This is a genomic window from Sphingomonas sp. CCH9-F2 (assembly GCF_001556735.1).
Taxonomy (GTDB): Bacteria; Pseudomonadota; Alphaproteobacteria; order Sphingomonadales; family Sphingomonadaceae; genus Sphingomonas; species Sphingomonas ginsenosidimutans.
Genome location: NZ_LSJO01000176.1, coordinates 1 through 20,793, shown reverse-complemented (window position 1 = coordinate 20,793; position 20,793 = coordinate 1). Strand labels below are relative to the sequence as shown.

Here is a 20,793-nt window from a genome sequence, read left to right as displayed (position 1 = left end):
TCGTCTCCGTCAACAGGGGATTGCCGGCCGGCGCCCATCGCCGGCCGGCCGGGGATCACTTCGGCGCGCCGTCCGGCCAGCGCGGGTCGTTGTCGACGTAATTGGCGCTGGTCGCGCCCGGCGACGGCGCGGGCGACGGATCGCCCTCGCACCCGGCAAGCAGGATCGTGGCGAGCAACAGGGCCGCGAGTTTCATGGCATTGTCCTTTCGGGGTTCAGGCGGGCCAGGTGACCCCGGTGACGACGGCCCGCATCGCCGCCACGGTCGTCGCGGCCTTCAGTGCCGCGCACGCTTTCGCTTCGGCCGCCGCGATCGTCGGCACCTTGGTCGACGCGCCCATGCCCGCGCGAAACCGCGCGACGGCATCGGGCACCGTGTCGCCGAACGCCGCCGCATCCGCGAGTGCGTAACCGAACTTGGCCTGCTTGACCGACGCCGGCATCGCGTTGAGCGCGGCCAGCGCCAGCGTCACCGTCGCACCCAGGCTGTCGAAGAACGCCACCTCCGCGGCCTTCTGCGCGTACTCGGCCTTCTTTGCGCCGCCGGCGGACAGCCACGCCATCTTGCGCGCCTCCGCCTCGGCCTTCACCGCCGCCAGCAACTGCGCTCGGACCTTCGCCGGATCCTCGACCCACGCACCGCCCGACAGCGTCAGCAGGTCGACCGGCACGCCGGCCGGCAGCGCACCGCCGACCTGCGCCCAGCCCGCGCCGTGCCCCGCCAGCGAGGTGACGAACTGCACCTCGCCGGTGCCGCTGTGCCGGATCGCGATCATCATGCCACCTGCTTGGCGATCAGGACGCATGCGACGCCCGTCGCCGGTTTGGCAGTGCTGCCCATGCTGGTGTCGTAATAGGCCAGCGCCCGCACCTCGTAATAGGTGCCGGCGGTCAACCCGGTGATATGCCCGATCGCATCATACGGACTGCCGGGATTGTTCTCGGGCGGCTCGCCGGGGCCACCGTTGGCCCGCGTCGCGCTGCTCCCCATCCCCTCGCTGCCGGACACGTCGACCCACGACCCGCTCGGGACGCGGTATTGGTGCTTGGTCTGTAGCCGCGTCTCGCCGATCGCGCCGCTCCCCCCGGAGTAGTAGGTGCCCGACAGCAGGGTATCGATCTTGCCTGACGATCCCGCCTGGATCGAAATCGTCCCGCCGAACACGTCGTAGCTGGTCGACGTGCCACCGGACCCGATGTTCAGCCCGCGCTCCTCCAGCGATGTCGGCGCGCGCAGCACCGTGATCCCGACCTTGACCTGCTGCGACAGCCCCGCCGCCGACACGGTGTAGCTGACGCTCGCGGTCGCCTTGCTGATCGCCGTGATCGCGATCGTCGTGCCGTCGCCCGCGACGCTTGCGGTGCATCCCGACGTGGCATCGATCGTCACGCCCGTGATCGTCGCCGACACGCCCGCGCGCGACGCGCTGTTCTCGATGTACGCCGGCAGCGACCCCGGCACCGCCGCGCCCGCCGTGTCCCCCTGCAGTTGCAGCGCGGCGGGCTGGGCGGTGACCAGCAGCGGCGACACGCCCGGCGCGCCATCCGCGCCCTTTATCAACGACCATGTATAGGCCGCGGGGCTGGTGCTGTCGGCCAGAACCTGATCGGTATAGACGCCGATGTAGCGCCGCCCGGTCGGGTCCGACAGGTCGAAGTCGGACTGACCGTCTGCGCTGTTGGCATAGGCGATGTGGACGTAACTAGGGCGGCCATCCTCCCCCGGCTGGCCGGGGATGCCGTTCGCGCCGTCGATCCCGCGCAGCCGCGTCCAGACATAGGCCGCCGGGTTGCCGCTGTCGCCCGGCGTGAAGTCGGTATAGGTGCCGATATAGGTCCGCCCCTCGGCATCCCCGACGGTGAAGTTCGTCTGCCCGTCCGCACTGTCGGCATAGGCAAAGTGCACGTAGCTGGTCTGACCGTTTGCGCCCGGCGCCCCCGGCAACCCGTCCGAGCCGTCCAGCCCGTCCCTGCCGTCGACACCGCGCGTGCCCGCCGCCGAAAACTCGATCGCATCCCAGCGCGATCCCGTCGTATTCAGACTGCTGTCGAAATAGAACAGCTTTCCGGCGCCGACGTCGCGCGTCAGCCTTACGGCGCCATCCTTGAGATATCGCACGAAGCGGCCGTCATAGCTGATCTGAAGGGCTGTGTCGGTATTCCATGCCCCGTACTCGCCGACATAGCTCCCACTCTCGTAGATCTGGAGCGACTGACTGGCGGTGCAGTACCACGCATGGTCCAGGCTGCTGTAGGAGGCATCGGTCAGCGGGTCGGTATTGAGGCCGAACATCATGTTGACCGACGAAATGCCAGGCCGTGCGCTCGCTACCGCACCGTCGAGATATCCGACCGTTGAATAGGCGTCGCTGTCCCAATCGTCAGCGCCACCATTCTTGATGATCTGGCGACCCGCGACGACCGCGACCCCGCGCGTGGCCATCCCGAACGGGGGGCCGCGATATTCGCGCCAGCTGTACGCGCCCGGACTGGTGCTGTCGGTCGGCGAAAAGTCGGTATACGACCCCTCATAGGCGCGGGTGCCCGACTCGCCAGTGACGAAATCGACAACCCCGTCCGGGCTGTTGGCATAGGCATAGTGCGTGTAGGTCGTCCGGCCGTCCGCCCCCGGCGCGCCGGGCAACCCGTCCGCGCCGGGATCGCCCTTTACCGACACCATCGCCGTCGTCACCGGCCCGATCACCCGCCGGTCGCTCGCCACCCCCGCCTTGGTATAGCTGACCGCCACCTCGTAGGCGGTGCCGGCGCGCAGCCCGGTGATCTCGCGATACGTTGCGGTCGGCGCGTCGCTCCCCGCCGCGGTCCACACCGCCCCGCTGTCGAAGACGCGGTATTCGAACACTACGCCGTCCACGTTGGCCGCGCACGCGCCGCTGATCGCCAGCGTCGGGGTCACCAGCTGCCCGCCCGCCGGCAACGCCGCCAGCGTCCAGTCGAAGTCGCGCGGCATCGGCACGATCGGCTGCGCGGTGACCCCCGGCGTGGGGGGCGGCGTCGTCGTCTGCCCTAGGGCGAAGGCGTGCTTGCCCGGCGTCTCGCTGCGCGCGGTCATCGTCACCACCCCGCTGGCCGGCGCCAGCTGGCGTTGCAGCAGCAGGATCGGCTGCGCGTTCAGCCCCAGCTCGGGCAGCGTCGCGGTGACGCAGTCGCCCGGCTTGTACCCCATCCACACCAGCTTCAGCGGCAGCACGATCGGACCGAACTCGCGCGCATTCTCGATGTCGTATCGGACCGCCGTGGCCACCTGCTTGGTGTTCTGGATCAGCGGATAATCCTGCAACCGCGAACGCTTGCCGCCGTCCAGCGCCACATGCTCGGCCACGCTGATCGGGCTGCCCGGCAGATACTGCCAGTTGTTCGCCTCCAGCCGGTAGCGCGGCGTGATCGTGTTGATCCGGTCGCGGCGCGACTGCGTTGCCGTCACGCTCGCCGCGCCCACGACGTCGTCGGTCGTGATCGTCGCCAGCGATACTTTGGGCGCGTTGACGTAGCAGCTGATCCGCGCGCCCAGCGCCATCGGCTCGCCCATCCCGGCCTGCAGGATGCGTTTCATCGTGTCCCACTTGCCGTCGGTGGAATAGACGATCCCGCCCGCCGTCCACCCGTTCGCGACCGCGATGTTGCGCCCCTCGACGAACGCCGCCACGTCGATCAGCGCCCACGGTGCACCGATCCCCATGACCCGCTGATACGTCGATCCCGCGACGCTGGGATCCCGCTGCCACACGCCATGCGCCCAGCGCATCGCCAGCAGATACGGGTTCTCGGTCCACTCCCACGTCGCCTGCGCTGCGTCATAGGCCGCCGTGTCGGACGGATCGGCCATGCGGTGCGAACCCGATCCGCCGGGATAGGTGCTGTCCTTGGTCGGATCGTAGCAGCGCGCGCCCCGGCCGACCCACATCGGCGCGGGGACGCCCGCCTGGAACATCTTGCCCTTGGTGTCGAACCGCAGCGTCCACGATGCCGCCGCCTTGCCCGACAGCTTGTGCGTTGGCCCCCAGCCGGGCGGCGTCCCCGCGCCCGCGCCGAACCCCAGCGGCGACCCCTCCGGCAGCGTGCCGCGCTGCGTCTGGCTCCACATCCACCCCGCATATTGGCCGATCGCCGCGCCGGTCGCGGTGTAGCTGACCGGCACCTGGTCGACCGTCTGCCCCTCGATCGCGGCGATCGGCCCGACCGACAGGACGCTGACGAAGCTTTGCCGGTCATTGTCGCCCGCGTCGCGGGTGTCGAAACCGGTGCGGTACACGATCTTGCCCGCCGTCCCGGTGCGGCCCAGCATCAACGGCAGGCCATCGTCGGGGTTGGCCGAAAAGCTGGTCTGACTGCCGGTGACCATTGAGGCAGGTTTCTTGGCGGTGAGCGATGCAACAAGCCCAAGGCCCGTGGCTACCGCACTGATGGTCCCCGCTGAGACACCCAGAAACCCGGTCACCGCACCCGCCAGCGCGCCACCAAGTCCGCCTGTCGCCACGACAGCTACCGCGCCGACAACAACGGCAGCGACTTTTGCGACTGCGGACATATGATAGTGGCCCCTTTCGGAGAGACGCGATGTGGATGGTGGCTGTGGTGCTGGCGACGACGCCATCGGTGGAATTGCCAACCGAAAAGATGCTGTCGCGAACACCGGTCGTGTCCGTCGAAAGCACGCAATCTATAGATCAGTTACAGCAGTGCATTGGACTGGCCCTCGACCCGATCGGGCGACCAATCGTCACAAGGGTTGTTGGGCGTCGGTATGTGACCTTTGGCAGTGTCGCAAAATCGCCAACGCTCATCACGCTATACGAAGGAACGCCGGTGCGGATTGAAGCGCGAACCTCGTTCGTCCTGAACAGAAAGTGGCGCAACCGAATTCGCTTCTGCGCCAGCTAAACCGGTACCCGCCACGCCGTGACATAGTCGACCGGCTGCAACACCGTCGCCCCGCCCGGCACATCCTCATGCCAGCCGACGACGCGCCCGTTGCCCAGCGCGATCGTCAGCGCGCCCAAGCGATCGACACCGGGCAGCATCAGGATGTCGCCGACGATCGCCGCTGCCGGCGCGATCCGCTCCAGCCCGTGCGCGTCCAGCGCCTCCGCCAGCGAGGCGTGGCCCGCCGCCTTCAGCGCCTTCATCGCACCCGCCACCGTGCGATACGAACCGGATGGCGGCAACCGCACCTTGGTCCCCAGCTTGCGCAGGTGCGCCGCGACCATCCGCACGCAATCCGACGTCCCCAGCCGCATCGGCCGCGCGGACCATCTGTCCAGCGCCGCCTGCGCCGCGTCGCGCCGCCGCACCATCGGGTCGGTCACTGGTACACCCGATCGAGGAAATAGCCGCCCAGCCCGCCGAACGCCGCCGCCGCGTTGGTCTGCACCGACGTCTGCGTGCCGGCGACACCCCAATAGACCGGACGGTCCACCCCGGTGACGTAATCCATCCCCGCCTCGTTGGGGAAAATGCTGCGATGGTGCCCCGCCGACAGACGCACGCTCTCGTCATCCTCGAACAACCGCTCGAACACCGACGTCACCTCATAGTCGAGCGACCGGCCATGCTCCTCCGATCGCAGCGACGGCACGTCGATTTCCCCCGCGAAGATCAGATGCGGATCCGGGATCGGCTGGCCGGACGCTTCGTCCACCGCGCCCATCCACACCAGCACGGGGGCGCCCTGCATCCCGGGGCCGGCCAGCGTCGCCGCCGCGGCGTCGCTCGCCGGTAGCAGGGTCAAGCTGAAAGCGGGCGCGCTGTCGCCGGTGCCGTCCGTCAGATCCTCGACCTCGGAAATCGTGCCGAACACATCGTCCTGCCCGGCGAAGGTCCGCCCGCCGAACGACAGCACGCCCGCGCCGTCCAGCAGGTTGATCGTGTATCCGGGAAGATCGATCGCCACGGCGCCGAAGATGATCGGCGCATCCGTGCGCAGCTGGGCGTCCAGCGCCGGGGTCAACTGGCTCATCGTGTCTCCTGCAATCCGAAAGACAGCCCGGTCGTCCGCGCCGTCGACAGGTTCCAGCTTTGCTCATCCCCCGTCAGCAGCCCCTCGATCATCGGCTGCGCGAACTCGCAAATGGCGTTCGCGGCCGGGGAAACGCGCAGCATCGGCCGGATGGACAGCGTCGTCATCCCGTCGCTGCCGGCATTGGCGCCGGCCGCCACGACGTGCAGGTAACGGCGACCGCCGTGGATGATCGAAAAGAACTGCCCTTCGCGAATGGCGTAGTTCGCCGAAAATCCGGACACCAGCAGCAGCGTTCCCGTCTGCCCGGCCTGCGCCACCTTGGGCGCCCCCGGCGCGCCGGGATCAAAACCCGGCTGCGGCCACGGCAGGATCGCCCCTTCGCCGCGCGCCGTGATCAGCCGCGCCACCCACGTCATGCCGTCCTCGGCCGACAGCATCGGCGGCATGTTGACCGACAGGGCGAAGCGATCGCCCAGCCGGCGCAGCTTCTGCAGAGCGCCCCCGAAGATCGGACGCAGCGTGCCGCCCCAGTCCAGATACGACGGCGTCGCCTCGGCCGGTGCCGGGTCGGTGGGCAACAGGACGCTCATCGCACGATCCTGCGCCGGGTGGACTTCGCGGCGCGCGCCGTCGCCAGCTCGCTGCCGCCCATCGCCGCGCGCACGCCCATGCGCTGGATCGACGGCTCTGCCGCCGATGCGGCGACGACGTCAAAGTACGGGCTGGGCACCACCATCACGCTGCCCGCGCCGCCATTGTCGTTGCCCGGCTTGCGGATGTCGACCATCTCGCCCTTGGTCGCGCGGAACGCGATCAGGTTGTTGTCGATCCCGCTCATCCCGCCGACGCGGAACGAACCGCCGGTCGCGAACTTGGGCAGGTCCGCCCACACCTTGCCCATTTCCGGCAGGGCGACCGGAAAATCGGGCACGCCCAGCATCCCCGGCGTAATGTTGACGCCCCCGCCCAGCAGCGTGCCGACGAACGATCCCAGCTTGCCCAGCAGCCCGCCGCCACCCGATCCGCGCCCGATATTGGCGAACAGCCGCGACACCAGATCGGCCAGCGAATTGATCGCCTCCTCCATCCCCTTGGCCACGCGCTCCTTCCACCAGTTCTTGAAGAAATCGCCCAGGTTCCCGTCCAGCGCGGCGCGAATGCCATCCCGGAACGTCGCCCGGACGTTGCCGATCATCCGCGCGCGATTCTCCTGGTCCCATTCGGTCGCCGCCCGCGCCGCCGCCTCACCGCTGGACAGCCCGCCGTTCTGTTCCAGCTCGCGCGCGCGCCGCCGGATATCGATTTCGCGCTCCAGCTGGCGGATGCGATCCTCGCTGTCGCCGCGCGCCTGCGCGATCCGCACCGCCTGTTCGCGTGCGTCATCCTCCAGCCACCGCTGGCGCACCTGCGCGCGCGCCGCATCCACCTTCGCCTGGTCCGCCTCCGCCAGACGGGTGGCCTCGGCAAGGTTCTTGGTCAGCTCGTAATAGCCGGCGATCCGGCGCTTCAGGTCCGCCTGCCGCTCCAGCGCCTCGATCGTCCGCTGGTCGGCGCCCAGCCGCGCCGCATCCAGCGCCGCGGATGCCTGTTCGTCGGCCACCTCGCGCGCCACGCTCTCCGCCCGCGCGGCCTGGATCGCGCTCATGTCCCGCTGCGCCGCGGCGCGCGCCTGGTCGAGCGACAGGCCGGTGCGCTGATACGCCTCGATCTGCTTGGAGAGCGCCAGCTGGTCCTGGATGCGCTTCTCCGCCTCCTTGTCGCCCCGCGCCCGCGCGGCATCCAGTTCGGCCTCGATCTTCAGCTGCTCGCGATTGTCGGCATCATAGCGATGGCTCGCACCGCCCCCGGCCCGACGTGCCCGTGCCGTCCTGGGCGGGGTGAAATCCACCGTGCGCGTACCGCCGGTCGGTGCAGGATCCGGCTCCGCCTTGGGCGCGGCCGGGGCGCCGGCCGGCGCGGCCGGCTTGGCGGCGCCGAAGCCCAGCCGCTCTTTCAGCGCCGCATATTGGTCGCCGATCCATTTCGCCGTACTGCCGATCCACGCCGTGATCCCGCCGAACTTGTCGACCAGCCACGCCTTAACGCCGGTGTAGACGCTCTTGGCCGTCGCGACGACGCCGGGCATCGCCGTCGCGAACCAGTCGATCGCGCCCGACACCACGCCACTGAACATCTGGCCGATCGATGCGAACCCGTCGACCAGCCATGCCTTCGCCGCGGCATAGATCGCTTGCAGCGGCGCGGTCAGCCCCGGCACCGCCATCGTGACGATGTCGATCACCGTCCGGATCGCCTTGTCGACCGCGTCATAGGCCGCCTGCCACGCGCCCGCGAAATCGCCGGTCAGCAGCGCCGACACTGCGCGCACCACGTCCGCCACCACATCCACCACGCCCGTGATGGCGCGGATCGCGATTTCCAGCCCGGCGACCAGCACCGATCCGATCATCTCGACGATGCCGGCGATCAGCGTGCCGACGACGTCCAGCACACCCTGTATCAACGCCACCAGCCCGCCGATCGCATTGCCGATCGGACCGTTGACCACACCGCCGATCAGCGCGCCGGCCTTTTCCCACAGCGCTGCCAGCGGCCCGCCCAGCGTGGCCTGCATCTGCTGCCACACCACGCCCAGCGCGGTCAGGATGCTGTCCTTGAACAGCAGCACCGCCGCGATCGCCCAGCCGATCGGCCCGGTGATACCCAGGATGCTGCGCCCGATCAACGCCAGCCCCTCGCGGATGCCCGCCTGGGCGACCAGCCGGATCAGCGCCGCGCCCAGCGTCCCGATCGGCTCGATCACCGCGCTGATCGCCCAGCCGATCAGCCCGAACCCCCGCGCCACCTTGGCCAGCACGAACGACGCGACCAGCCCGAACCCCGCCGCCAGCGGCCCCAGCGCCGCGGCCAGCGCGCCCACGGCGACCCCGACCTTCAGCAGCGCGGGCGGGGCGTGCGCGATCGATTCCAGGAAGCCGGCGAACCCGTTCTTGACCCGCGCGATCATGTCGGTCAGCCCGGCTTCGCCGATCGCGATCTTGACGCTCTCGAACGCATTGGCCAGCCGCGTCGTCGCCGCGGCCTCGCCCTCCAGCCGCTTGCCAATCTTCGCGCCGACGTCGCCGCCCGCGATCTCACGTTGCAGGTCGGCGATCCCCTGCCGTCCCTTTTCCATCAGTCCGATCGCGGTCCGCGCCGCGTCGGCCCCGAAGATGTTCTTGAGCGCCTCGGTCTTCGACTTGTCGGACAGCCCGGACAGCGCCTTGCGCAGGATTTCGGCCTGTTCGGCCAACGGCTTCATACGGCCGGTGCGCACATCGAAAAACTCGATGCCCAGCTTCTTCATCGCATATTCCGCCTCCTTGGAGACGGGGACCAGCGACTGAATGTAGGTCTTGAACGACGTGCCCGCGTCGCTGCCGCTGCTGAACTGCGTGCTGGTCGCCGCGATCGCCGTGGCGAAATCGCGGAAGTTGATCCCTGCACTCGCCGCGATACCGCCGCCCTGCGCCAGCGCCTGCTGGAAATCGACGAAGCCGAACTTGCTGGCATCCAGCGCCCCGACGACGTCGCCCACCACCTGCGGCAGCTGCGCGGCGGTCACCTTGAACTGGCCCATCGTGTCGGTGACCAGCGCCGCGGCATCCGACACCGGCGCCGCGCCGGCCGCGGCCAGCTCAAGCGATGCCTTCAGCGCCCCGCCAAGGATGTCGGCCGTCGCGACGCCGGCCAGCCCCAGCGCCTCGATCCCGTCCGCCGCCTCGGTCGCGCCCTTGCCGACGCGCGGCCCCAGCTCGCGCGCCTGATCGCCCAGCCGCTTCAGGTCGCCGCCCGACACGCCCTTCAGAGCCGCCTCGACGCGCTTCATGCTCGCCTCGAACCCGCTGGCCGTCTTGTTGGACACGGCCGCCAGCGCGCCCAGCGGCAGAGTGATGCCGGCGGTCAACCCGGCCCCCATCCGTTTCGCCTTGCCCGCCACCTCGTCCATGACGCCGCTGACCTGCTCCAGCGCGCCGCGCAGCCCCGTCAGGTCGCCACGTGCCCGCCCGATCGCGGGCGTCCAGTCGCGCGTGTCGAGGATCAGGACGCCGCGAAGCGCGCCGATCACTGCACCTCCCGTGTCCATCCTCACATCACTCCATCTTGCCGCCCGTGGCGGCGGTCCACATGTGCGCCATCGTCAGCAGCGCATCCGCGCTGGCGACACGTCGCTTCGGGGCGCGATTCTTCTTGCCGGTCACGTCGGCCAGCGAGGGGAGCCGCTTCGACCGCTGAAGCGCGGCCATGGTCCATGCCAGCCACGCCCGGTCCTGATGCGCGTTCTCGGCCTCCCGGCGCTTGCCGTCGACGATCAGCGCCATCAGACGCGGCGTCGATCGCCAGAAGGCGTCCGGGTCGAGGCCCAGCTCGACCCAGATTTCTAGCGCCCGCGCCCACTCCCACGGGTCGCCTTGTTCGCCGGCTTCGCCTTTCCCCCCGCACTCGCGTCCGGGAAGGCGCCCTGGAACGCCTTGGTGATGAGCGCGCCGGCCTCCTCCAACCCCAGCTGGTGGATCAGGTTGCCGGCCTCGATGTCGCTCAGCCTGCCGTGATGGGCCTCCAGCCCGATGCGGAACATCGTTCGCACCGCGCTGATGCTGTCCATCTTCGTGCCGACATCCTCGATCGAGACGTCCAGGTCGCCCTCCATCGTGCAGAGCGCGTTGAAATCGTAGGCCAGCGTGAAGCGACCTTCCCCCACGCTGAACCCCACCTCACCCTTGATCGGGTTCGCCATCGTCAGGCACCCCCGCTCGGCGCGGGCGTGATGACGACCGCGCCGCTGACGCGACCGGTCACCTCAGCCGTCAGCCGGTCGTTCAGCGGCGCGGTCGGCTGGAACCCGCGGATCAGCAGGTCGAACGTCCACGTCACCCCGTTCGGCCACGTCAACTTGAAGCCGCGCGGCTTCCGCGTCGACTTGGCGCCCAGGATCAGCGTCTCGGTCGGGCCGCCCGGAATATAATTGATCGTGAACGTGCATTCGCCGGGGTCGGTCAGACCGCCGATGAACTCCTTGGTCCCGTTCGGCGAATTGTAGTTCGTCACCTCGATCTCGTCGTCCATCGACTGGGGCGGCGTGATGTCGGTCGGCTCGCCGATATCGGTATAGGTCGTGGCGTTCGCCGTCGCTTTCATGGCGATGACGATGCCAAGCCCTGTCATCGCCTGGCTGTTGCCGGCCATAGGTCGTCTCCTTGCTTACGATTGGTGCCAGATGCGGAAATCGAGCGACGTGCGCGCCAGCGGGTTGTTCGCGGCATCCTCATCCTGATCGTCGCGCTCGCCTTCGACGAAACAGGCATCCCATCGCGGCCGGGCCAGCGTGGCCACCGCCGCCTCGACAGCCCGCGCCACGCGCTTGGCCTCGCCATATTTGGCGCCGAAACAATCCGCCTGGATGCGGTAAGGGGTCAGCCCGATCGGTCCGCCATAGGTCTGGATCGGCACCTTGCTGACCACCAGCAGCCGCACGCTGGGCACTGCGCCGCGCAGCCCCCAGTCGATGCGCGTGCCGACCAGCGCCGCCAGCCCGCTATGGGCCAGCAGCGCCGCACGAAAAGCTTCTTCCATCGGTCAGCCTTTCACGATCCGTTTCAGGCGGCGCCCGGCGCCGACACGAAGCCGCGCGATCACCTCGCCCAGCCGCATGTCCCAGGCGGGGCGCATGTACGGGTGCGCCGCCTCGCGGACAGTCCCGAACTCCTCGGTGATCGCCTGCGCCATCGACCCCGGGCCGACATAGATTTCCACGGTGCCCGGATCCGGCGACACCCGTGCGGCCTGCGCGGGGCTAAGCTGCGTACCCACCCCGATCGATCGCATCAGCCGGCCGGTACGCTGCCGCACCATCCCGCGCGCCGCGTCAGCGACCGGCTCCAGCGCATCCATTCCCAGCGCGCGCAGGTCGTCCGCATCGGCCAACCGCTCCAGCGCCGCCAGATTGCGATCCGCGTCGCCGAACCCCTCGACGCGCATCTTCACGACCGGATCGCCTTCGCGGTGATCTCGATCCCGACACGCCGCCCCCGTGCTTCGCGCCAGCCGACGATCTCATACCGCGTGCCCTCGCATACCGCCTGGTCGTCAGCGCGCAGCTGCGTCATTTGCGAGGTCCAGCGAACAAGGAAGCGCGTCGTGATGACCTGCCCGACCGCCGCCGCGGCGAGCATCTCAGTGTTCGAAACGTCCACCTTTTTCGCCCAGACAGTGCCAATCTCGACAGGAGCGCCAGGTGAGGATGAGAAGCCATCATCTGTCGCATCGCGCCGATACAGCGTGAGCCGACGATCAAGCTCGCGTGCGTCGATCATGCGATGACCGGTACACGATAGCCACGGCAAAGCGCCGCCACGGGTGACGGGATACCGTCGTTCCCGCTCCCACCGTCGTACAGATGGCGAAGCAACAACAACGCCGCCATGCGGAGAGCCGGCGCAGCGGTCCCGACATCCTCGAAGCCCGCAACAAAATCGATCGTCACGGCACCCGCTCCGCAGACCGTTGCTGGCCATCGCAGACCTGCCATGGGCATGACGACGTCGCCGCTTTGCCGCCAGCTGGGCACAGTCTGTGCGACCCCATCGACGTCGAGGTATCGGATAGCAGTCACCTGCCACACCGGACCGCGCAAAAGCGTGATGGACGTCTGAAAATGATCGCAGGTCATCCGCCATGCCCGACGTTGCAACGACCGGCCCGTGAATGCCTCCAGGTGGTCGATAGCGGCGAGGCGAAGCGCCGCGATCAGCAGCGCATCTTCTTCACTCGCCGGCTTGACGTGCTGATCGACCAGCACGTCCGGCACGACGGCCGCGCCGTCGACCGGGGCGACGGGTTCGATGGTAAAGGCCATGCCCGCCGCCCCTCGCCGCTTACTTGCCGCGCGCCTTCGCCGCCGGCTGCGCCGACAGCTGCTGCTTCAGGTCGTCGATCTCGGCCGTCAGCGCTTCGACCTTCTTGGCGGCATCGTCGCCCTCGGCGTTCGCCTCCGACAGTTCGGCCGTCAGGCGGGCGATCTCCTCTTGGGCTGCCACCAGATCGGCCGCCACCTTCTCGGCATCCGCCGCGGCGTTGGTCAGGCGCTCGATCTCCCGGTCGCGATCGGCGATCGTCTCGTTGGCCCGATCGGCATTGCCCGACAGCTGCGTGGTGATGTCGGCGATCCGGTCGTTCAGCGTCACGATCGACGCATCGCGCTCCCGGACCAACTCTTCCAGCAGGCCGCGTTCCGCCAGGGCGCGCGACAGCGCGTCGCGCTGTTCGGCGGTCAGGCTGTCCGATGTCACCGCCACCCGCGGCCCGGACGATGCGCGCTGCGGCGTGCCATCGCCCAGCGCCAGTTCGCCCGCGCGTCCCATCACCGTGGCGGCGTCGGACGCTTCCGGCTGGGCGACGACGATCGGCTGGTAATCCTGATCGACCAGCTGGCCGTCGATCACATACCCCGCCAGCCCGCGGCCGACGAAATACAGCTCGCTTTCCGGCGAGCGCGTGACCTGCTGGCCCTTCGCGAACACCTCGGGCGGCGCCGCCTTGGTGACGTAATCCTGCAGAAACTCGATCATCGCGCGATCTCCTTAGCCGACCGTCTCGACGACGGTGCCGGACTGATTGGCCGATGCCGCGCCGTATCGCGGGTCGAAACCCAGCAGCGACGCCGACAGGAAGGTGGAGGCGGTGCCCACCGTCACGGACAGCCGGGCGAACCGGTAACCGGCCTTGTCCATGTCTTCCGGCCGGATGTTGATCGCCACCTGCCGGTTGTCGCCGCCCGCCTTCAGCAGCTGCGTGATCGCCAGCCCCGGCACATCCTTGGCACCGGTGCCGTTCGCATCGGTCGCCTGCTGCACCTTGGCGTCGACGGTGCCGCCCGCACCGATCACGCCGACGTTCAGCACGCCCAGCGCGGCGAAGAACTTGCGCATGTCCACCCATCCGGTGGTCACGGTGCCGACGCCGGCCTGCGCCGGCGCGATGAACCCCGCCAGTGCGGCCCGCACCGACGGATTGAGATTGCCCTGCATGTAGTGTTCCTTCTCTGCTTCCGGCCGGCACATCCGGCCGGCCCCGCGCGTCGCGCGGGTCCGGGGTCGATCGGATCAGGCGCGCTCGGCGAGCGCGACGAAATGCGACTTGGTGGTGTTGCCGTTCGCCGGCATCACCGGCTTCGACAGCACCGGCTGGCCGCCGATGCGGAACACCCAGCGGTACGCGCGGATGTTGTAGTCGAAATACAGGTGGATCGATTCTGCGAACTCGACGCCCGACTGCTTGCGGAACGCCTCGTACCCGTTCGGATTGACCAGCTGCAGGTCGCCGAACTGGCCGACCGACCGCGAATGCTCCGAAAAGATCACCGGCCGTCCCAGCAGCTGCCCGCCGGGCGCGTTCTGGAAATTGCCGAACCACAGCGGCAGGTTCGACCCCTCGGTCTTCATACCCATCAGGCTGGGCATGATGTCGTTGTTCGCCAGCCACACCGCCTGCGTCGGCATGATGACGCGCGCGTACATCCGCGCCACGTTGCTGGCGGTGATGCTCGCCGCGGTCTGATTGGCGTCCTTCGGCACGGTGATCAGCGCATCCGAATTCATCCAGCCCAGCGGCTTCTCGATGCCGTCGCCGTACATGTACGCATCCGCCGTGGTCCAGCGGATCGCCGCCGCGGCGTGCGTCGTCAGCAGCGAGGAGACGCGCGGCGCGTCCTGCAACAGCTCCTCCGTCGCCAGGACGAAGGCGTACAGTTCGCCCAGCTTCGTTTCGCGCGGGGTCAGCGCCAAGCGGCTGGGCTGCATCTGCTCGCCCTCGCTGCGCCAGCGCGCGACGACGCCGTTGTTGCCCCACGGCGTCGTTTCATCGCCCAGCCCGATGACCCGGTTCGAACCGGTCGGCTCCGCCGAAATCAGGTCCATGACCGGATCGGTTTCGTCGTTGAACACCAGGTTGACGATGTTCTGGCGGAACTCGGCCGGCACCAGGAAGCTGCCCGCGGCGTCGCCCTGTTCCATGTGGACATTGCCCGGCGCGGCCTGCTGCCCCGGCTGGACCAGCCGTGCCAGTCGATCGTCCATCCGGAACGATCCGCCGGCCGCCGGATTGGCGAAGCGGACGGCCGACGCGAACTCGGCGATGTCGCGGAACCCGCCATTGTCCAGCTGCTGTCGCGGCTGCGCGGGAACAGCGGCCGGCGGACCGGTCGCGGGGGGCGTGCTGACCGGATCGGAACCGATCGCACCGGCATCGGCCATCGCGCTTTCGACGCGCTGGATCATCGCCGTGAGGCTGGCCAGCTTCTTCGCGTCTTCCGCTTCCGCGGCCTCCTCTTCGGCCGTCAGGTCGCGGTTCTCGCCGATCGCCGCAGCGAACCGGTCATCACGGCGCTTCGCGATGGCGCGCGCCTCGGTCTTCAACACTGCCAGATTCGTGGCCATGTCATTCTCCTGAAGGGCGCGCGCGCCCAGAAAAAAGGGCGGCGCCATTCGGCACCGCCCCGTCCTCCACCGCGGAGGATACCGTCAGATGGCCGTGGCCATCTCCATTGCCGCAGCCTGCCGGCGCATCAGCGCCAGCCGCGCGCGGCTCGATCCATATTCGGCCACGACCTCGCGCAGCGTCTTGACCCCGTCGATCGCGCCGTTCGCGTGCGCGCGGGCCGCGGAAAACGTCTTGCCGGTGCCGTGCACGCCGGCCACGTCGCCCACCTTCATGCCGCGTCCGCGGGCGATCGCCGCGGCGAAGCGGGCGTTGCTCTCGTCGACGCTCGACTGGATGTCCGCCCGATCCTCGTCGGTCAGCGGGGCGTAGGGGTGGCCGGCGATCTTGTCGGGCGACGACGCAATCAGCGTCGTCTTCATCCCGATCTTGTCCTCGAAACCGGACATGTCGGTATGCCCCGACCGGACGCCGACCGATCCCACGTCGCCGCTATGCGTGGCGTAGAAGGCGCTGCCCTGCGTCCCCAGCCAGTAGCAGGCCGAAAAGGCGAACGGGTTGGCGACCGCCACGATCGGCTTGGCCGCGCGCGCCTCGAAGATCGCATCCCCGCATTCGGCGCATCCCCACACCAGCCCGCCGGGGCTGCGCATGTCCAGCACCACCGCCCCGATCTTCGGGTCGGCCGCCGCCTCGCGGACGCGGTCGGCCAGCGCCCCATATTCGGTGCGCGCGCCGAAACCCTGTGGCCCCAGCATCCCGACGACCGGCACGATCAGCGTGGCACCCTCGCGGATCGGATCGGCCGCCTTGGCCTCCTGCGTCCCGAACGACGCCAGCTTGCGGACGGCCTCCGGCAACATCGCCTCCAGCGACCCACGCTTCAGCATCCCGTCCAGGAACGCCGGGTGCATTGCCCACAGCGCGGATGACGACAGCAACTGCTCCATTCTACTGCACCTTGTCCTGTGGCGCGGTTTCGCCGCCCGTCGTCGTGTCAGCGGCGCGGTTGCTGTTCAGCGGCGCGCGCGGATCGTCGGCCCACTCCGCGTCGATCCGCGGCTGGCCGAACCATTGCGTCCCGATCGTGTTGACGCTCAGGATGCCGGCCGTCCGCGCCAGCACCGCATTCTTCCACTGCGTCGCCGCGTCGCCGCGCAACATGCTGTCCAGGTTGAACTTGGCCCGGACGCGCTGCGCGCGCAGGTCCGGAGGCAGCATCCGCACCGTGATCGCCTGTTCCATCCGCCGCGTCAGCGGGCGCAGCGCCCAGTTGACGAAGCGGCGCGTATCCTGCTCGTCGCTCGCGGCATTGCCGCCGGCATCGTCGCCGATGATCGACCGCGGGATGCGCCAGTATCGGCCCATCTCCAGCGTCCGCTGCTTGATCAGCTCCACCAGCTGGGCGTCGACGTTGCTGATCCCGACCGCCTGGTATTTGACGCCCGCTTCCAGCACCGGCGTCCCGCCGCGCCGCCAGCGATCGACGCCCTCCTTCAGCCGCGCGGCCGATGCGTCGGTCAGCGTGCTGTCAGTCGACAGCACGCCGCTCGGCCGACGGTCGTTGCGGAAGAACGCCCGCGCGCCGACCTCCAGCGCCAGCTGGAAATCGATCGCACCCTTTGCCTGCTTCCACGGCACCAGCGGGCGCAACCCGCCATCGGCCAGCCCGGTGAACCAGAACAGCTGTTGCGGCAGCAGCCGGCGCCATGCGCGGTCTGACTGGTAATGCACCACCAGGCTGCGTTCGCCCCAGTCCGACACCGTGCGCGACGGGTGCAGCGGCCACACCTCGACGCCGTCCGGCCCCGCGACCGGCTCGGCGAACGCCTCCCCGCGCAACACGGCGCAGAACGCCATCGCCGCCCAGAATTCCGCGCCCGTCTGCAACGGGTTCGGCTCATAGGCCAGCGTGTTGGCCAGCGGGAAATCGGCGCGCAGGCCGCCGTCGTCCTTGAAATCCAGCGACAGGCTGCCGACCGCCTCCGCGATCAGCGATACGCAGAAGAACACCGCCGCCACCCGTGCCGCCGTCTCGGCCGTGTTGGCCTCGACCGGCAGCGCCGACAGCATCGACCACATGTCGCCATCGTCGCCATAGAAGCGGCCATCGGTGACGTTGGACGGCGCCGGCCGCGACGGCATCGCCGCCTCCGCCGTCGCGATCCCGCTGTCGTACCGGATCGCAGGCCGGCGATAGCCGTCCGGCGAAATCGCCGTCGTCCTCATAGCACCAGCATCCCGCGTTCCTCGTACACGAACCCGGCGCTTGCGACGGGGTTGTAGGACATCAGCGTGGCGGCGTTGAACATCGCCGCCACGGGATCGATCTTCGCACTGGGCGTCTGCTTCGTGATCGCGACCCCATTGGCACCGCGCGGCTCCTGCTTCACGTTGCCGATACACCACGTCATCAGCTTCTGGCCGCCATGGCGCAGCGTCCGCGACGCGACCTTGCGGGCCAGCCCCTTCACCGCGCCCGACAGCTTCCACCCCTGTGGGATGTTTTTCAGCTGAGCGTCGGTGAAGCCGCGCTTCACCAGTTCGTCGACCAGCGCCGCGACGCCGGCCGGGTCCAGCCCGATCGCATCCGCCTCCGGAAACAGCCCGGCATCGCGCACCTGTTCCAGCACGTCCACCACGCCGACGATGTCGGCCGTCAGCTCGGTGTCCTCGTCGACCGTGACGTCGTCGCCGTCGCTCAACGCGCCCAGCGCCGCCGCCTCATCCTCCGCCGGCATCTCGCACTTCACCAGCGAACCTTCGGCGACGAACTCATCCAGCTTCGTGGCGATGTCCTGCCGGCGCTTCCACACGATCGACCATGCCCAGGCCTTCACCCACACCAGCCAGCGTTTCGAACCCTTCTCGCGCCCGATCAGGCACAGGCCCAGAAGGTCATCCAGGCCGCCCCCGTCGATCCCCGCCACGATCACCTCGCAACGCCGGATCAGATCGTCCAGCGTCACCAGCGTGACGTCGACCGCGCGCGGCCAGAAATCGGCGCCGATCCAGCGGTCACGGGACAGGCGCAACCCGATCTCGACGTTCAGGTATTTCGCCAGCACGATCTGCGACGACGTGTCGCCGTCTTCGCCGCGCCCCTCGCTCGCCAGCCGCAACTTGCGCTGGATGAAACTGACCGACTGCGACCGCCCCAGGTTGGGGTTGGTGACATAGAAATTGGCCGGGTCATTGTATGCGCCCGTCTGCTGCATCCACTTCGGCCACTCGTAGAGCATGCCGAAGGCACGCGGATCCTCGATCGTCCCGTCGCGGACCGCGCGAAAGCGATCCAGCCGGTCCTTGAAAACGCCGGCCGGCTGCTCGTCGCTGTGCGTCGTCAGGTAGATGACGAAACCCTCCGGCCGCGACGACAGCCCGCCGGTCGCTTCCTCGAACATCGCCTCCGAATTGGCGCGCTTGCCGAAAATCCACAGCTCGTCGATCAGGATGAAACCGGCCTTGCTTCCGCCGACCGTGCCGGTGTCGGCCGCGATGACGCTCAACTCCGCCTTCGTTCCGCGGTGCTTGATCTTCCGCTGATTGTCGACGACGTGCAGCAGCTTCGACAGCTTCGGGTCGGCGCGGACCATCGCCGCGGCGGGGTCGAAACTGTTGCCCGCCACCCGCTGCGTCGGCGCCAGGATGCTCAGGCTGGCACCGTGCCGCCAGTTGCGGATAAGCGCCGTCAGCATGATGCCGGCCGCGATCGTCGACTTGCCGTTCTTCTTGCTGATCAACAGCATGAATTCTTCGATCAGGCGCTGGCCCGACTGGGCATCGTATGCGCCGAAGATCGCGCCCACCAGGTCGAACACGAACGGCTCGCACGCCTCGCCGAACGTCGGCTGACCGGCGACGTCGACCATCTTCAGCGACTTGAAGACATCAAGCGCCGCGTCCGCCTCGGCCGGGAACAGCGGCGCGAACGGCACCAGCGATTCCCGATTGACGATCCGCCGCTCCCAGTCCGGGCAGGCGGTCGACCACACCGGCGCCGCCATCAGTTCAGCAGGCTGGCAGGCGGGGGCGGCGTTTCATAACGGCCGGTGATGTTGTCGGCCTCGTGCTGCAACTCCTCCTTCTTCCCGCGCCGCGGCGTGGTGGGCGGCTTGGCGTGGCGCGACACCTCCTCGGACAGCGCATCCAGGCGGGCCTTCTCCAGCCGGCGCCCCAATTCCTTCTCGGCGGCCACACTGCCGGCCTTCGCGCCGTCGTTGAGGCGCGCCAGCTGGACCATTTCGAACCGAAGCGCCGCGGCGTCGCGCTGCGCGACCTCGGAAGAATAATGCTTGCGCAGCGTCGGCACCGACACCCCGATCGCCGTCGCCGCCTGCTTGACCGTCAGGCCGCGCGCGAACGCCAAAAGCACCTTGTTGGAATTTTCCAAGGTCCAGCGATGCTCTGGCCTCCCACGCCCCTCGGAGCGCGGCTGGATCGGGTCGCCGAACAGATCGACCCCCGAAAAATCCGTCGCGCCCAAAAAAATCTCCACGTGAGAGCATGAGTGGTCCGGGCGGCGACCGCCCTCCTGACTTTCGACCCCCCCCCTACTCCCAGGCGCCAGCCTGCTCCTCGCGCTGCTTCGCACCGGAGTGGCACGGGCCGCACAGACACTGGAGGTTGTCGATGTCCCAGAACAGCGCCTCATCGCCGCGATGAGGCTTGCGATGGTCAGCGACCAGCTGCGACGTGTCGGCTTCGATCACGCCGCACCGGCGGCAGGTGAACAGGTCGCGGACCAGCACGGCCCAGCGCAGCCTTACCCATCGCGCCGTCTTGTACCATTTGCGCCACGGCCGAAGCTCGCGGCGCCGATCCATCTCCGCTCGCGCATCATCGCGCTGCGCCAGCCGTGGCCGTAGCGTGCCTAGCCGTGGCTTGACGCTGCTCAATCGTGCCATGGACACCACAACGGCGAAGGGCGCCCCGATCGAAACCGGAACGCCCTTCGCAGGATCAGGGAGAGAGGATGCCTCACCGCGCTCGCAAGCCCGCCTCAGCGTATCAATAAATAGGCCCAAAACGCCCGACAGGCGAACACCCGAAATTGTGTTAACGGGCAACTAAATCGTTTGACACGAAACCCCGTGGATTTCCGCCATTCAGGCGCGCGGCGATGCTGGCGATGGCGCGCCCGTAGCGCATCCGAAGCCCATCGGTGCCCCGATCCAGACCAAACGAACGCGCCACGCGCACCCAGCTGACCTGCCGCTGGCCCCGCGCCAGCTGCGCCACGGCCGCCGACACCAGCCGCCGCTGGCCCGCGTCCAGCGCCTCGACCCAGGCGAACGCCTCCTCCATCTCATCCACGTCGCGCCGGGTCAGCGCGGCGG

At 68.8% G+C, this 20,793-nt stretch carries 23 protein-coding genes and 1 pseudogene; 1 reads left to right on the top strand and 23 read right to left on the bottom strand.

Translation table 11 applies throughout. From position 1 onward, the window contains the following. Positions 1-55: 55 nt before the first annotated feature. The 3 genes from AX685_RS21435 to AX685_RS05215 are packed head-to-tail and all read right to left on the bottom strand — an operon-like array spanning position 56 to position 4,363. Entirely contained in the window at positions 56-196 is a 141-nt protein-coding gene (locus tag AX685_RS21435) for a hypothetical protein (RefSeq protein ID WP_156445685.1), read from the bottom strand. 19 nt (positions 197-215) lie between these two features. Further along, positions 216-779: a hypothetical protein gene (locus tag AX685_RS05220; RefSeq protein WP_066486142.1), complete on the bottom strand. Its 564-nt coding sequence runs from the start codon at positions 777-779 to the stop codon at positions 216-218. Beyond that, positions 776-4,363 carry a hypothetical protein gene (locus AX685_RS05215; protein ID WP_066486140.1) on the bottom strand — a complete coding sequence of 1,196 codons (3,588 nt, stop codon included), beginning with the start codon at positions 4,361-4,363 and terminating at the stop codon, positions 776-778. Before AX685_RS05215 ends, AX685_RS05220 begins: the two co-directional genes overlap by 4 nt. 215 nt (positions 4,364-4,578) lie before the next feature. Between AX685_RS05215 and AX685_RS21430 the strand changes: the two genes are divergently transcribed. Further along, positions 4,579-4,902 (top strand): hypothetical protein, encoded by a 324-nt coding sequence (locus tag AX685_RS21430; protein WP_156445683.1) that lies wholly within the window; start codon positions 4,579-4,581, stop codon positions 4,900-4,902. On the opposite strand, the gene AX685_RS05210 is transcribed toward AX685_RS21430, so the two are convergent. From AX685_RS05210 to AX685_RS22330, 20 genes and pseudogenes are all read right to left on the bottom strand, one after another. Next, a complete protein-coding gene (locus AX685_RS05210) occupies positions 4,899-5,327 on the bottom strand; it encodes a DUF6950 family protein (RefSeq protein ID WP_066486138.1) in 429 nt (142 codons plus the stop codon). The two genes, AX685_RS21430 and AX685_RS05210, sit on opposite strands and share 4 nt — an antisense overlap. Then, positions 5,324-5,977, bottom strand: coding sequence for a hypothetical protein (locus AX685_RS05205; protein WP_066486136.1), 654 nt, complete (start codon positions 5,975-5,977; stop codon positions 5,324-5,326). The genes AX685_RS05210 and AX685_RS05205 overlap by 4 nt, the downstream gene beginning before the upstream one ends. After that, positions 5,974-6,570, bottom strand: a complete 597-nt coding sequence (locus tag AX685_RS05200) for a hypothetical protein (RefSeq protein ID WP_066486134.1) — start codon at positions 6,568-6,570, stop codon at positions 5,974-5,976. The genes AX685_RS05205 and AX685_RS05200 overlap by 4 nt, the downstream gene beginning before the upstream one ends. Beyond that, positions 6,567-10,106 (bottom strand): phage tail tape measure protein, encoded by a 3,540-nt coding sequence (locus tag AX685_RS05195; RefSeq protein WP_066486132.1) that lies wholly within the window; start codon positions 10,104-10,106, stop codon positions 6,567-6,569. The genes AX685_RS05200 and AX685_RS05195 overlap by 4 nt, the downstream gene beginning before the upstream one ends. 7 nt (positions 10,107-10,113) lie before the next feature. Then, on the bottom strand, positions 10,114-10,341 hold the full coding sequence (locus AX685_RS05190) for a hypothetical protein (protein ID WP_066486130.1): 228 nt from the start codon (positions 10,339-10,341) through the stop codon (positions 10,114-10,116). Between the two features lie 59 nt (positions 10,342-10,400). Continuing rightward, the gene (locus tag AX685_RS05185) at positions 10,401-10,757 is read right to left on the bottom strand and encodes a hypothetical protein (RefSeq protein WP_066486129.1); all 357 of its coding nucleotides are present in this window, start codon (positions 10,755-10,757) and stop codon (positions 10,401-10,403) included. A 2-nt stretch (positions 10,758-10,759) separates the two neighbouring features. After that, positions 10,760-11,206 (bottom strand): phage tail tube protein, encoded by a 447-nt coding sequence (locus tag AX685_RS05180; protein WP_066486127.1) that lies wholly within the window; start codon positions 11,204-11,206, stop codon positions 10,760-10,762. A 15-nt stretch (positions 11,207-11,221) separates the two neighbouring features. Next, positions 11,222-11,593 carry a tail completion protein gp17 gene (gp17, locus tag AX685_RS05175; RefSeq protein ID WP_066486125.1) on the bottom strand — a complete coding sequence of 124 codons (372 nt, stop codon included), beginning with the start codon at positions 11,591-11,593 and terminating at the stop codon, positions 11,222-11,224. Positions 11,594-11,596: 3 nt separating this feature from the next. Continuing rightward, positions 11,597-12,004, bottom strand: coding sequence for an HK97 gp10 family phage protein (locus tag AX685_RS05170; RefSeq protein ID WP_156445682.1), 408 nt, complete (start codon positions 12,002-12,004; stop codon positions 11,597-11,599). Then, positions 12,001-12,333, bottom strand: a complete 333-nt coding sequence (locus AX685_RS05165) for a phage head closure protein (RefSeq protein ID WP_066486114.1) — start codon at positions 12,331-12,333, stop codon at positions 12,001-12,003. The genes AX685_RS05170 and AX685_RS05165 overlap by 4 nt, the downstream gene beginning before the upstream one ends. Next, entirely contained in the window at positions 12,330-12,875 is a 546-nt protein-coding gene (locus AX685_RS05160; protein ID WP_066486109.1) for a head-tail connector protein, read from the bottom strand. The genes AX685_RS05165 and AX685_RS05160 overlap by 4 nt, the downstream gene beginning before the upstream one ends. 19 nt (positions 12,876-12,894) lie before the next feature. Then, positions 12,895-13,587 (bottom strand): hypothetical protein, encoded by a 693-nt coding sequence (locus tag AX685_RS05155; RefSeq protein ID WP_066486106.1) that lies wholly within the window; start codon positions 13,585-13,587, stop codon positions 12,895-12,897. Between the two features lie 12 nt (positions 13,588-13,599). Further along, on the bottom strand, positions 13,600-14,046 hold the full coding sequence (locus tag AX685_RS05150; protein ID WP_066486189.1) for a hypothetical protein: 447 nt from the start codon (positions 14,044-14,046) through the stop codon (positions 13,600-13,602). A 75-nt stretch (positions 14,047-14,121) separates the two neighbouring features. Beyond that, positions 14,122-15,453, bottom strand: a complete 1,332-nt coding sequence (locus AX685_RS05145) for a phage major capsid protein (protein ID WP_066486188.1) — start codon at positions 15,451-15,453, stop codon at positions 14,122-14,124. Positions 15,454-15,537: 84 nt separating this feature from the next. Next, positions 15,538-16,404 (bottom strand): S49 family peptidase, encoded by an 867-nt coding sequence (locus tag AX685_RS05140; protein ID WP_066486104.1) that lies wholly within the window; start codon positions 16,402-16,404, stop codon positions 15,538-15,540. 1 nt (position 16,405) lies between these two features. Beyond that, positions 16,406-17,683 (bottom strand): phage portal protein, encoded by a 1,278-nt coding sequence (locus AX685_RS05135; RefSeq protein WP_066486101.1) that lies wholly within the window; start codon positions 17,681-17,683, stop codon positions 16,406-16,408. Then, positions 17,680-19,449, bottom strand: coding sequence for a terminase large subunit (locus AX685_RS05130; RefSeq protein WP_231738570.1), 1,770 nt, complete (start codon positions 19,447-19,449; stop codon positions 17,680-17,682). Before AX685_RS05130 ends, AX685_RS05135 begins: the two co-directional genes overlap by 4 nt. Positions 19,450-19,460: 11 nt before the next feature. Continuing rightward, the gene (locus tag AX685_RS05125) at positions 19,461-19,829 is read right to left on the bottom strand and encodes a hypothetical protein (protein ID WP_443026250.1); all 369 of its coding nucleotides are present in this window, start codon (positions 19,827-19,829) and stop codon (positions 19,461-19,463) included. A gap of 178 nt (positions 19,830-20,007) precedes the next feature. After that, positions 20,008-20,280 (bottom strand): HNH endonuclease, encoded by a 273-nt coding sequence (locus AX685_RS05120; RefSeq protein ID WP_231738568.1) that lies wholly within the window; start codon positions 20,278-20,280, stop codon positions 20,008-20,010. Between the two features lie 232 nt (positions 20,281-20,512). Then, positions 20,513-20,793: pseudogene (locus tag AX685_RS22330) on the bottom strand (hypothetical protein); the annotation flags it as partial.